The sequence below is a fragment of the Streptomyces sennicomposti genome (assembly GCF_019890635.1).
GTDB classification, from domain to species: domain Bacteria; phylum Actinomycetota; class Actinomycetes; order Streptomycetales; family Streptomycetaceae; genus Streptomyces; species Streptomyces sennicomposti.
Genome location: NZ_JAIOAB010000056.1, coordinates 37,449 through 48,867 on the forward strand (window position 1 = coordinate 37,449; position 11,419 = coordinate 48,867).

11 protein-coding genes are annotated in these 11,419 nt (G+C 70.3%); 8 read left to right on the forward strand and 3 right to left on the reverse strand.

The annotated features are described in order from the left end of the window. Window positions 1-22: 22 nt before the first annotated feature. Complete coding sequence (locus tag K7787_RS25050; protein ID WP_009190989.1) at window positions 23-316, reverse strand: DUF397 domain-containing protein; 294 nt, start codon at window positions 314-316, stop codon at window positions 23-25. A gap of 296 nt (window positions 317-612) precedes the next feature. Between K7787_RS25050 and rpsO the strand changes: the two genes are divergently transcribed. The 5 genes from rpsO (at window position 613) to K7787_RS25075 (ending at window position 6,128) form a co-directional block, all read left to right on the forward strand. Next, window positions 613-903, forward strand: coding sequence for a 30S ribosomal protein S15 (gene rpsO, locus K7787_RS25055; protein ID WP_009190990.1), 291 nt, complete (start codon window positions 613-615; stop codon window positions 901-903). A 353-nt stretch (window positions 904-1,256) separates the two neighbouring features. Beyond that, a complete protein-coding gene (locus K7787_RS25060; RefSeq protein WP_019984686.1) occupies window positions 1,257-3,476 on the forward strand; it encodes a polyribonucleotide nucleotidyltransferase in 2,220 nt (739 codons plus the stop codon). Next, the gene (locus tag K7787_RS25065) at window positions 3,473-4,852 is read left to right on the forward strand and encodes a M16 family metallopeptidase (RefSeq protein WP_223003035.1); all 1,380 of its coding nucleotides are present in this window, start codon (window positions 3,473-3,475) and stop codon (window positions 4,850-4,852) included. Before K7787_RS25060 ends, K7787_RS25065 begins: the two co-directional genes overlap by 4 nt. A 54-nt stretch (window positions 4,853-4,906) precedes the next feature. Beyond that, the gene (gene dapB / locus K7787_RS25070; protein WP_223003036.1) at window positions 4,907-5,659 is read left to right on the forward strand and encodes a 4-hydroxy-tetrahydrodipicolinate reductase; all 753 of its coding nucleotides are present in this window, start codon (window positions 4,907-4,909) and stop codon (window positions 5,657-5,659) included. Between the two features lie 13 nt (window positions 5,660-5,672). Beyond that, the gene (locus K7787_RS25075; RefSeq protein WP_009190994.1) at window positions 5,673-6,128 is read left to right on the forward strand and encodes a tetratricopeptide repeat protein; all 456 of its coding nucleotides are present in this window, start codon (window positions 5,673-5,675) and stop codon (window positions 6,126-6,128) included. Window positions 6,129-6,361: 233 nt separating this feature from the next. Here K7787_RS25075 and K7787_RS25080 read toward each other — a convergent pair whose 3' ends face one another. Next, window positions 6,362-6,916 carry an SCO5741 family PH domain-containing membrane protein gene (locus K7787_RS25080; protein WP_009190995.1) on the reverse strand — a complete coding sequence of 185 codons (555 nt, stop codon included), beginning with the start codon at window positions 6,914-6,916 and terminating at the stop codon, window positions 6,362-6,364. A 118-nt stretch (window positions 6,917-7,034) separates the two neighbouring features. Then, the gene (locus K7787_RS25085) at window positions 7,035-7,268 is read right to left on the reverse strand and encodes a hypothetical protein (RefSeq protein ID WP_223003037.1); all 234 of its coding nucleotides are present in this window, start codon (window positions 7,266-7,268) and stop codon (window positions 7,035-7,037) included. Window positions 7,269-7,480: 212 nt separating this feature from the next. Here K7787_RS25085 and thyX point away from each other — a divergent pair, with 212 nt between their 5' ends. From thyX to K7787_RS25100, 3 genes are all read left to right on the forward strand, one after another. Next, entirely contained in the window at window positions 7,481-8,221 is a 741-nt protein-coding gene (gene thyX, locus K7787_RS25090) for an FAD-dependent thymidylate synthase (RefSeq protein ID WP_223003038.1), read from the forward strand. 214 nt (window positions 8,222-8,435) lie between these two features. Next, complete coding sequence (dapA, locus tag K7787_RS25095; RefSeq protein WP_009190998.1) at window positions 8,436-9,335, forward strand: 4-hydroxy-tetrahydrodipicolinate synthase; 900 nt, start codon at window positions 8,436-8,438, stop codon at window positions 9,333-9,335. Between the two features lie 198 nt (window positions 9,336-9,533). Continuing rightward, complete coding sequence (locus K7787_RS25100) at window positions 9,534-11,219, forward strand: ribonuclease J (protein WP_223003039.1); 1,686 nt, start codon at window positions 9,534-9,536, stop codon at window positions 11,217-11,219. Window positions 11,220-11,419 lie beyond the last annotated feature (200 nt).

The following is an 11,419-nucleotide window of genomic DNA, read 5'->3' on the forward strand; positions in this document are numbered from 1 at the left end:
CTCCGTCACATCCCCGCGCCGCTCACTGCGCGGCGAGACCGCCGTTGCGCTCCGTCGGCTCCAGGTCGAACTCGCCGTCGCGCGCGCCCAGCACGAAGGCCCGCCACTCGGCCTCGGTGTAGCGCAGCACCGTGTCGTGGTCCAGGGAGGAGCGCATGGCCACGGCGCCGTCCGGGAGGTAGGCGATCTCGACGCGCTCCTCGTCGGGCGAGGTGCCCGGCGCGCCGTGCCACTCCACCCCCGAGATGTCGAGGGCATACAGCTCGTCCCGCTCCCGCTCCTTGCGGGCCTTGATCTCCTCTTCCGTCTCCGCCATGACGCAGCGACCCCTTCCAGACGTCCGTACGGTGTACCGGCACTGTGCACCGGCGCTCACCCTAGCCGCCGGGACGGCCCGGGAAAGGCGCTCGGGAAACCGGGGGAAACCCCACCGCCACCGCCTGGTACCCTGAGTGACGGCCGTTTGTGTACGCACCCCCGGAGCCCTGGCAGCTAGTCCTGCGAGGCCTGGAGGCCGCGCCCAGCGGATCCCCGCCTCCCGAGTTACGGAAGCTCTCCCGAGATGAAGACCGGGGGCACTCGGTGGCCACTTTCAGACCATGAGGAGTACGCGTGTCGCTCGACGCCGCTACGAAGAAGCAGATCATCTCCGAGTTCGGTACCAAGGAGGGCGACACCGGCTCCCCCGAGGTCCAGGTCGCTCTGCTCTCGCGTCGGATCTCCGACCTGACCGAGCACCTCAAGACCCACAAGCACGACCACCACAGCCGTCGTGGCCTGCTGATCCTGGTCGGTCAGCGCCGCCGTCTGCTGCAGTACCTGGCGAAGAAGGACATCCAGCGCTTCCGTGCGCTGGTCGACCGCCTCGGCATCCGTCGCGGTGCGGCGGGCGGCGCCAAGTAAGTCGCCGTGAAGGGAGCGGGCCCCCACCAGCGAGAGGGGACCGCTCCCTTTGCCGTACGCGCACAAACGTGCGGAGTGTCACCGCCGCTTTGTACTGTGGTAGCAGAACGCAATACGCATGACACAGCGTGATAAGGCCCACCCGTAGTGGGTAGAGCGTCATCACGCACGACGAACCACGAGGAGAAGCGCACCTCGCCGCCGCCGGTCCTCGGTAGTGGCCCCCGGGCGAACAGGCCCCGGGTGCTTCGATCGAAGACCGGCCCGCACCAGACGGAGCGCTTCTCCGCCACCGTCCCCCCGCCACACGGGCGAGGCGGGACGAAAGACGACAAGTAACGGAGAAAACGCTAGTGGAGAACGAGACCCACTACGCCGAGGCCGTCATCGACAACGGCTCCTTCGGCACCCGCACCATCCGCTTCGAGACGGGCCGCCTCGCCAAGCAGGCCGCCGGCTCCGCCGTGGCGTACCTGGACGACGACACCATGGTGCTGTCGGCCACCACCGCTTCCAAGAACCCCAAGGACCAGCTCGACTTCTTCCCCCTCACGGTGGACGTCGAGGAGCGGATGTACGCCGCCGGCAAGATCCCCGGCAGCTTCTTCCGCCGCGAGGGCCGCCCCTCCGAGGACGCCATCCTCACCTGCCGCCTGATCGACCGCCCGCTGCGCCCGTCCTTCAAGAAGGGCCTGCGCAACGAGATCCAGGTCGTCTGCACGGTCATGGCCCTCAACCCCGACCACCTGTACGACGTCGTCGCGATCAACGCCGCGTCCGCGTCCACCCAGCTGGCCGGCCTGCCCTTCTCCGGCCCGATCGGCGGCGTCCGCGTCGCGCTGATCAACGGCCAGTGGGTCGCCTTCCCGACCCACACCGAGCTGGAGGACGCCGTCTTCGACATGGTCGTCGCCGGCCGCGTCCTGGAGGACGGCGACGTCGCGATCATGATGGTCGAGGCCGAGGCCACCGAGAAGACCATCCAGCTGGTCAAGGGCGGCGCCGAGGCCCCCACCGAGGAGGTCGTCGCCGCCGGTCTCGAGGCCGCGAAGCCCTTCATCAAGGTGCTCTGCAAGGCCCAGTCGGACCTCGCCGCCAAGGCCGCCAAGCCGACCGGCGAGTTCCCGATCTTCCTCGACTACCAGGACGACGTCCTGGAGGCGCTGACCGCCGCCGTCCGCCCCGAGCTGGCCCAGGCGCTCACCATCGCCGGCAAGCAGGAGCGCGAGGCCGAGCTGGACCGCGTCAAGGGCCTGGCCGCCGAGAAGCTGCTGCCCGAGTTCGAGGGCCGCGAGAAGGAGATCTCCGCCGCGTACCGCGCGCTGACCAAGCAGCTGGTCCGCGAGCGCGTCATCAAGGAGAAGAAGCGCATCGACGGCCGCGGCGTCACGGACATCCGTACGCTCGCCGCCGAGGTCGAGGCCATCCCGCGGGTGCACGGCTCGGCGCTGTTCGAGCGCGGCGAGACCCAGATCCTGGGCGTCACCACCCTCAACATGCTCCGCATGGAGCAGCAGCTGGACACCCTCTCCCCGGTGACCCGCAAGCGCTACATGCACAACTACAACTTCCCGCCGTACTCCACCGGCGAGACCGGCCGCGTCGGCTCCCCCAAGCGCCGCGAGATCGGCCACGGCGCCCTCGCCGAGCGCGCCCTGGTGCCGGTGCTGCCCACGCGCGAGGAGTTCCCCTACGCGATCCGCCAGGTCTCCGAGGCCCTCGGCTCCAACGGCTCCACGTCGATGGGCTCCGTCTGCGCCTCCACCATGTCCCTGCTGAACGCCGGTGTGCCCCTGAAGGCCCCGGTCGCCGGCATCGCCATGGGCCTGATCTCCCAGGAGATCGAGGGCGAGACGCACTACGTCACCCTCACCGACATCCTCGGTGCGGAGGACGCCTTCGGCGACATGGACTTCAAGGTCGCCGGCACCAAGGAGTTCGTCACCGCCCTCCAGCTCGACACCAAGCTGGACGGCATCCCCGCCTCCGTCCTGGCCGCCGCCCTCAAGCAGGCCCGTGACGCCCGCCTCCACATCCTCGACGTGATGATGGAAGCGATCGACACGCCGGACGAGATGTCCCCCAACGCGCCGCGGATCATCACCGTGAAGATCCCGGTCGACAAGATCGGCGAGGTCATCGGCCCCAAGGGCAAGATGATCAACCAGATCCAGGAGGACACCGGCGCCGAGATCACCATCGAGGACGACGGCACCATCTACATCGGCGCCGCCGACGGCCCCTCCGCCGAGGCCGCCCGCACCACGATCAACAGCATCGCCAACCCGACGATGCCCGAGGTCGGCGAGCGCTACCTGGGCACGGTCGTCAAGACGACCACGTTCGGCGCGTTCGTCTCCCTGCTGCCCGGCAAGGACGGTCTGCTGCACATCTCGCAGATCCGCAAGCTGGCCGGCGGCAAGCGCGTGGAGAACGTCGAGGACGTCCTCGGCGTGGGCCAGAAGGTCCAGGTCGAGATCGCCGAGATCGACTCCCGCGGCAAGCTCTCCCTGGTCCCCGTGATCGAGGGCGAAGAGGGCGATGAAGAGCAGAAGGACGACGCCGCCAAGTGACGTCCCGTAGCTTCAAGGCGACGGCCCGCACCTCCTCGGAGGCGCGGGCCGTCGCCCGTACCCAAACCCTCGTCAAGGGCATGAACGGCATCGGCACCGTCCGCAAGACCACCCTCCCGGGCGGTCTGCGCATCGTCACCGAGACCCTGCCCTCCGTCCGCTCCGCCACCTTCGGCATCTGGGCGCACGTCGGCTCCCGCGACGAGACCCCGGCGCTCGGCGGCGCCACGCACTACCTGGAGCACCTGCTCTTCAAGGGCACCTCCGAGCGCTCCGCCCTGGACATCTCCTCCGCCATCGACGCCGTCGGCGGCGAGATGAACGCGTTCACCGCCAAGGAGTACACGTGCTACTACGCGCGCGTGCTCGACACCGACCTGCCGCTCGCCATCGACGTGGTCTGCGACATGCTCACCGGCTCGCTGATCCGCGAGGAGGACGTCGACGTCGAACGCGGCGCGATCCTCGAAGAGATCGCCATGACCGAGGACGACCCGGGCGACTGCGTGCACGACCTGTTCGCGCACACCATGTTCGGCGACAGCCCCCTCGGCCGCCCCGTCCTCGGCACCGTCGACACGGTCAACGCCCTCACCGCCGACCGCATCCGACGCTTCTACAAGAAGCACTACGACCCGACCCACCTCGTGGTCGCCTGCGCCGGCAACATCGACCACCACAAGGTCGTACGCCGGGTGCGCGCCGCCTTCGAGAAGGCCGGCGCGTTCAGGAACGCCGAAGCCGTCCCCATCGCCCCGCGCGACGGCAGCCGCAGCCTGCGCACCGCCGGCCGCGTGGAAATCCAGGGCCGCCGCACCGAACAGGCGCACGTCGTCCTCGGCATGCCGGGCCTCGCCCGCACCGACGAACGGCGCTGGGCCCTCGGCGTGCTCAACACCGCCCTCGGCGGCGGCATGTCCTCCCGCCTCTTCCAGGAGGTCCGGGAGAAGCGCGGCCTCGCCTACAGCGTCTACTCCTACACGTCCGGCTTCGCCGACTGCGGCCTGTTCGGCGTCTACGCCGGCTGCCGCCCGAGCCAGGTCCACGACGTGCTGCGGATCTGCCGCGACGAACTCGACCAGGTCGCCGACAACGGCCTGCCCGACGACGAGATCGCCCGCGCCGTCGGCCAGCTCCAGGGCTCCACCGTCCTCGGCCTCGAGGACACCGGCGCGCTGATGAACCGTATCGGCAAGAGCGAGCTGTGCTGGGGCGAGCAGATCTCCGTCGACGACATGCTGGCCCGGATAGCGGCGGTGACCCCGGACGAGGTCCGCGCCGTCGCCCGCGACATCCTGGGACAGCGCCCGTCGCTGTCGGTCATCGGCCCGCTCAAGGACAAGCAGGCCGCCCGCCTCCACGACGCGGTCGCCTGACCCCACGGTCCCCTACGGTTCCAGGTCCCCTTCGGTTCTTAAGGAAGCAAAGAGATGAGCAAGCTGCGCGTGGCGGTCCTCGGCGCCAAGGGCCGGATCGGCTCCGAGGCGGTACGGGCCGTCGAGGCCGCCGAGGACATGGAGCTGGTGGCCGCCCTCGGCCGCGGCGACTCGCTGGAGGCCCTCGCCGACAGCGGCGCCCAGGTCGCCGTCGAGCTGACCACGCCCGACTCGGTCATGGCCAACCTCGACTACTGCGTCGCCCACGGCATCCACGCGGTCGTCGGCACCACCGGCTGGACCGAGCAGCGGCTCGCGCAGCTGACGGGATGGCTCGACCGGTCCCCGGAGACCGGGGTGCTCATCGCCCCGAACTTCTCCATCGGCGCCGTGCTGACCATGAAGTTCGCGCAGATCGCCGCGCCGTACTTCGAGTCCGTCGAGGTCGTCGAACTGCACCACCCCAAGAAGGTCGACGCCCCCAGCGGCACGGCCACCCGCACCGCCCAGCTCATCGCCCAGGCCCGCGCGAAGGCCGGCACGGCCCCGGCGCCGGACGCCACCGCCACGGCGCTGGACGGCGCGCGCGGCGCCGACGTGGACGGCGTCCCGGTGCACTCGGTGCGCCTGCGCGGCCTCCTCGCCCACCAGGAGGTCCTGCTGGGGGCCGAGGGGGAGACGCTCACGATCCGGCACGACTCGCTCCACCACAGCAGCTTCATGCCGGGCATCCTGCTCGGCGCGCGCCGCGTGGTGACCACTCCGGGCCTGACCTTCGGCCTGGAGAACTTCCTCGACCTGAACTGAGCCCGAACCCCTCATGCGCGCCAAGATCACCTACCTCGTCACGGCCGCCGTCCTGGTCTTCTACTTCGCCCTGGTCGGCAGCCGCGGCGTCATGCTCATCCAGTCCGGCACGCTCGTCACGGTGACCTTCGGGATCGCCGTGCTGATCCTGCCGGTGATCGGGCTGTGGTTCCTGTGGAAGAACACCCAGTTCGTACGCCGGGCCAACCAGCTCGCCGCCGAACTGGACGCCGAGGGCGGCCTGCCCGTGGACGAGCTGAAGCGCACGCCCAGCGGGCGCATCGACCGCGACTCGGCCGACGAGGTCTTCGCCAAGCGCAAGGCCGAGACGGAGGCCGCCCCCGACGACTGGCGCACCTGGTTCCGCCTCGCCATCGCCTACCACGACGCCCGCGACACGGCCCGCGCCCGCAAGGCCATGCAGCGGGCGATAGCCCTCCACGACGGCAAGCCCCTCCCGGCCGCCTGACACCGCACCCGCCTGTGGGGCCGACCGCGTACGGCGGCCGGCCCCACAGGCGTGCGTACGGCCGACGACACGCGCAACGGCCGGGGCACGCGCAAGGGCCGGCGGCGCGCCCAGGCGTCCGCCGACGGCAGGCGACACCGGGGCGAGGACGGTCACCGTTCGCCATCGCGCGCCGTGCGCCGTGCGGCGCCGACCGGGACCCGCGCCGGGCGGTGATGCGCACGCCGGGGGCCTCAGCGCAGGCGGTACTCCTCCGCCCACGCCTCCACCGAGTCCGCCGCGCGGTCGAACGCCGCGAGGCGGCCGAGGAAGTCCGCGTCGTGCGTGGTCAGCAGCGGCGGCACGGCCTCCGCGGACCGCCCGCGGCGGTCCAGCAGCAGCGCCTGTCCCTGCACCGTGCGCGGCAGCCCCAGCCACCGCACCGGCTGCTGCACGGTCCGTACGCTCACGACCTGTGCCCACGGCGTCGTACGGGTGACGAAGAAGCGCACATGGCGCAGCCCGCGCGACCCGACCCACACGCCCATCCGCAGCAGCCGCAGCGCGCCGCCGACGACGGCCAGCGCGATCGCGAAGCACACCGCGGCCGAGGACATCCCGCCGGTGAGCGCGGTCACCACCGCCGCGAACAGCACGAACGAGGCCAGCAGCAGCACCAGCGCCGCCATCCCCACCCGCCAGGGACCCGGCCGGTAGGGCCGCCGCCAGCGCTCACGGTCGTCGAACGGCAGCGCGACGTCGTACACGGTGTCGAAGGCACGGTCGGCCGTCAGGAAGGGCAGGGGCACGGCGGGTCCTCACTCGATCCACACGGGGCTGTGCCCGGTGAGGCTATCCGTCCGCGTCCGCGCCCACCACCCACGGGGGTCCGAGGGGGTGGGCGGCGCCCCCGGCGATGGTCGGCCCTCAGCGGTCCGTCGAGGCCTGCTGGGTCTGCGGCGGGGTGTGACTGATCGACAACGCGGGCAGCCCCAGGATCAGCGACCCCACCAGACCCGCGACGATGGTCAGGGCCAGCAGGCACCGCCCGGCTATCTCACCGGCGGACGCCCGCTGCCGGGGCGGGGGAGTGACATTGCTGCGGAACCTGTCCGCCTCTGCGACGAAGGCGAACGGGACGGGCTCGCGCCGACGGAACATCGGAGGTACGGCTCCCTTCGGGGTCGAAACTGCGGTCGAACTGGGGTGTCTCACCCATACAGACGCGCGAGTGTCCCGAAAGGTGCCCGCTTCCCCCGAATTCTTCGATCTTCACCGAAGATGTCGCGCCCCGGCACCGAACGCCCTGATGTCAGAGCCGGGCCGTAGAGTGGGCGCCGCCCGAGAGAGATGACGGAAGGACCCTCCGACCCGTGACCGCCACCCCCGCCGACGACCTCAAACCCAGCTTCCGCAGCGACGTCACCGTCGAGCTGGTCAAGCACACCGCGTCGGACGCCGACGTCCTGTTCGCGGCCCGTGTCTCGACCGTCGGCGAGCAGTCCCTGGAGGAGCTGGACAAGGACCCGGAGCGTTCCAAGGGCCTGATCAACTACCTGATGCGGGACCGCCACGGCAGCCCCTTCGAGCACAACTCGATGACGTTCCTCATCAGCGCCCCGATCTTCGTCTTCCGCGAGTTCATGCGGCACCGCGTGGGCTGGTCGTACAACGAGGAGTCCGGCCGCTACCGCGAGCTGCAGCCCGTCTTCTACGTCCCCGACGCCGCCCGCAAGCTGGTCCAGGAGGGCCGCCCCGGCAAGTACCGCTTCGTCGAGGGCACCCAGGCCCAGCAGGAGCTGGTCGGCCGGGTCATGGAGGACTCCTACCGGCAGGCGTACGAGGCGTACCAGGAGATGCTCGCCGCCGGCGTGGCCCGCGAGGTCGCCCGCGCGGTGCTCCCCGTCGGCCTGTTCTCCTCCATGTACGCCACCTGCAACGCCCGCTCGCTGATGCACTTCCTCGGCCTGCGCACCCAGCACGAGCTGGCGAAGGTGCCGTCCTTCCCGCAGCGGGAGATCGAGATGGTGGGGGAGAAGATGGAGGCCGAGTGGGCGAGGCTCATGCCGCTCACCCACGCCGCCTTCAACGCCAACGGCCGTATCGCGCCGTGATCCCGCGGGCCGCCCGTCTCCCCAGGTACTGATGTACGCATCAGCCGCACGAAGTGTCCGTATTGCGGCCTTTGTGGAAGTTCATCTAGCCTGATCGAACGGACCCGGCACTGCTTGAACCCCCGAGCAGGCAGTGCCGGGCTCCCTCTTTGTCACCACTTGTCGCCCGCCCCGAGGGCAGACCCCGCCCTGAGCAACGAGTAGCGTGTTACCCATGGCTCCGACCTCCACTCCGCAGACCCCCTTCGGGCGGGTCCTCACCGCCATGGTCACGCCCTTCACGGCGGACGGCGCACTCGACCTCGACGGCGCGCAGCGGCTCGCCGCCCACCTGGTGGACGCAGGCAACGACGGCCTGGTCGTCAACGGCACCACCGGCGAGTCCCCCACCACCAGCGATGCGGAGAAAACCGAGCTGGTACGCGCGGTCCTGGAGGCCGTCGGAGACCGCGCCCACGTCGTCGCCGGCGTCGGCACCAACGACACCCACCACAGCATCGAGCTGGCCCGCGCCGCCGAGCAGGCCGGCGCACACGGCCTGCTCACGGTCACGCCGTACTACAACAAGCCCCCGCAAGAGGGCCTGTACCGGCACTTCAAGGCCATCGCGGACGCCACCGGCCTGCCCGTCATGCTCTACGACATCCCCGGCCGCAGCGGCGTCCCGATCAACACGGAGACCATCGTCCGCCTCGCCGAGCACCCGCGGATCGTCGCCAACAAGGACGCCAAGGGCGACCTCGGCCGCGCCAGCTGGGCCATCGCCCGCTCCGGCCTCGCCTGGTACTCCGGCGACGACATGCTGAACCTGCCGCTGCTCTCCGTGGGCGCGGTCGGCTTCGTCTCCGTCGTCGGCCACGTCGTCACCCCCGACCTGCGCGCCCTCATCGACGCCCACACCTCGGGCGACGTCCAGAAGGCCACCGAGATCCACCAGAAGCTGCTCCCGGTCTACACCGGCATGTTCCGCACCCAGGGCGTCATGACCACCAAGGCCGCCCTGGCCCTGCGCGGCCTGCCCGGCGGACCGCTGCGCCTGCCCATGGTCGAGCTGACGTCCGAAGAGATCGAGCAGCTCAAGATCGACCTGGCCGCCGGCGGGGTACAGCTCTGACAACGAGACTTCGCGAGCCCGCCTCGCACCGCCCGGCCTCACCCGGCACCCCGCCGGGAACCGGGCTCCACAACAGAACAGCCAACTGAATACGCGGGCCACCGGTGCCCGCACCACACCAACGACAACTGCTTCTGCACGAACGTCACGCGCGCCACGTGCCCACCGGTACGTGGCGCGTGTGGTGAGGAGGGTCTTTTGAGTCATCCGCATCCTGAACTCGCCCCGCCCCCGCCGCTCGCCGACGGCGGCCTGCGCGTCACTCCGCTCGGCGGCCTCGGCGAGATCGGCCGCAACATGACCGTCTTCGAGTACGGCGGCCGCCTGCTGATCGTCGACTGCGGAGTGCTCTTCCCGGAGGAGGAGCAGCCCGGAATCGACCTGATCCTGCCGGACTTCTCGTCCATCCGGGACCGCCTCGACGACATCGAGGGCATCGTCCTCACCCACGGTCACGAGGACCACATCGGCGGCGTCCCCTACCTCCTGCGGGAGAAGGCGGACATCCCCCTGATCGGCTCCAAGCTGACGCTGGCCCTCATCGAGGCCAAGCTCCAGGAGCACCGCATCCGGCCCTACACCCTCGAAGTCGCCGAGGGGAACCGGGAGCGCATCGGCCCCTTCGACTGCGAGTTCATCGCGGTCAACCACTCCATCCCGGACGCCCTGGCCGTCGCCATCCGCACCCCGGCCGGCATGGTCGTGCACACCGGCGACTTCAAGATGGACCAGCTCCCGCTGGACAACCGCCTGACCGATCTGCACGCCTTCGCCCGGCTGAGCGAGGAGGGCATCGACCTCCTGCTGGCCGACTCCACGAACGCCGAGGTCCCCGGGTTCACTCCGCACGAGCGGGACATCTCCGGAGTGCTGCGCCAGGTCTTCGGCGGCGCCCGCAAGCGGATCATCGTGGCGAGCTTCGCCAGCCACGTCCACCGCATCCAGCAGATCCTGGACGCGGCCCACGAGTACGGCCGCCGGGTCGCCTTCGTCGGCCGTTCGATGGTCCGGAACATGGGCATCGCCCGCGACCTCGGCTATCTGAAGGTCCCGCCGGGCCTGGTGGTGGACGTCCGCACCCTGGACGACCTGCCCGACCACGAGGTGGTCCTGGTCTGCACGGGTTCGCAGGGCGAACCGATGGCGGCCCTGTCCCGCATGGCCAACCGCGACCACCAGATCCGCATCGTCGAGGGCGACACGGTGATCCTGGCGTCGTCGCTGATCCCGGGCAACGAGAACGCGGTCTACCGGGTCATCAACGGCCTCACCCGCTGGGGCGCCGACGTCGTCCACAAGGGCAACGCCAAGGTGCACGTCTCGGGCCACGCCTCGGCCGGCGAGCTGCTGTACTTCTACAACATCTGCCGCCCGAGGAACCTGATGCCGGTCCACGGCGAGTGGCGCCACCTGCGCGCCAACGCCGAGCTGGGCGCCATGACGGGCGTGCCGCACGACCACATCGTCATCGCCGAGGACGGCGTCACCGTCGACCTGGTCGAGGGCAAGGCCAAGATCTCCGGCAAGGTCCAGGCCGGCTACGTCTACGTCGACGGCCTCTCCGTCGGCGACGTGGGCGAGCCCGCGCTCAAGGACCGCAAGATCCTCGGCGACGAGGGCATCATCTCGGTCTTCGTGGTCGTGGACTCCACCACCGGCAAGGTCACCGGCGGCCCGCACATCCAGGCCCGCGGCTCCGGCATCGAGGACTCGGCCTTCGGCGCGGTCATCCCGAAGATCCGGGAGTCCCTGGAGAAGTCCGCGCAGGAGGGCATCGCCGACTCCCACCAGCTGCAGCAGCTCATCCGCCGCACGCTGGGCAAATGGGTCTCGGACACCTACCGGCGCCGGCCCATGATCCTCCCGGTCGTCGTGGAGGTCTGACGCTCGAACCGGCAGCGGGGCGCCTCGATTTGCATCGGGGCGCCCCGCTCCAGTACGTTTACGGCTCCGCCCGACCGGGAACCCGGATGCTTCATGCACTCCGTGGGACATCTCCGGAGGGGCGGGAAAACCGACTCAGAGTCTCTGATAAAGTCGGAACCGCCGGAAAGGGAAACGCGGAAGCGGGAACCTGGAAAGTA